The 1083-nt window shown below is 29.2% G+C and carries 2 protein-coding genes; one reads left to right on the forward strand and one right to left on the reverse strand.

Going from position 1 to position 1083, the window contains the following annotated elements; all coding sequences use genetic code 11:
- Window positions 1-271 (reverse strand): hypothetical protein (locus QI30_RS18865; RefSeq protein WP_148113890.1); only part of this gene is annotated, 271 nt, incomplete at its 3' end.
- Between the two features lie 208 nt (window positions 272-479).
- Here QI30_RS18865 and QI30_RS18870 point away from each other — a divergent pair.
- A partial coding sequence (locus tag QI30_RS18870; RefSeq protein ID WP_425475035.1) for a rolling circle replication-associated protein occupies window positions 480-1083 on the forward strand: 604 nt, incomplete at its 3' end.

Raw genomic sequence — 1083 nt, forward strand, 5'->3', positions numbered from 1 at the left:
TTTTATGAACCTGTTGTGTTTTGATATCCCAATAATAAAGAATATCCTTTTTAATCGCTAGTATTGGACCATTGAAAAGTTGGATATCACTATCAGGTAATGGGAATGGTAATTTCTTTTTACTGTAGAACTCTATAATAACTTCAGATTCATACAGAAGTATTTCAAAGTCTTTTGCTCGATTTTTAATCTTTTCTTCAATTTGCTTCAAGGCTTCTTGATAGCGATCATATTGAGTTGCAACTGGTTGTAAATGTAGGTTGGTATGCACGCATATTCACCCTTTCTATAAAATATGTATAAGTATATTTTTGCATAATAAGTTAAATAAATACATAAAAATATTCAGGAGTTTTGGGTGAAAAAAAGAGCGGTTCTTTTATGTAATTACCTTGTTATTATTTACCTTACATAAAAGAACCATAGTAATTAAAATTTGAATAATTTATTAATTTAACAAAGGAGTGAAGTAAATAATTATGAATTCACAATCAGAAGAAATTTATGAAAATATACCTCTAGATGAGCAGGATGCTTTATGGGATATAAAACAGGAACTTGCAGAAGTAGAAGAAAAGGCTACAAATTTAGCAAGAACTTTGAAAAATTCTAAATCTTATTCAACAAAGGTATATGTAAGTGGTGACAGTGTAGAAGTATACTTTCATATAACACCTATCCAATTAAGAGATTTATCAAGTAGTGATACAGGTAAATACAGACGTAGCTACTCTAAAAATGACAACAAGACACCTGAAGAACGACTAAAATCAAGAGCTAAGAGTAATATCAGAGCTAGAAATACTGTTAAAAGACTTATCAAAGCCAATTTTTCTAACGGCGATAAATTCATTACTTTAACATTTGAAAAGAATATAACTGATGTAAAAGAAGCCAATAAAGCATTAAAAAACTTCAAGAAAAAATTGCGTAGATTATGTAAAAATGAAGAGCTTAAATTTATTGATGTAATAGAGTTTCAAGAAAGAGGAGCGATTCATTATCATATGATTGTTAATCTAGATATAACGCAAGGAGTTTTAGAGGAGAAATGGGGCTTAGGGAAAGCAGAGGTAAAAGATA

The organism is Candidatus Kurthia intestinigallinarum, assembly GCF_003991225.1.
Lineage (GTDB): Bacteria > Bacillota > Bacilli > Bacillales_A > Planococcaceae > Kurthia > Kurthia populi.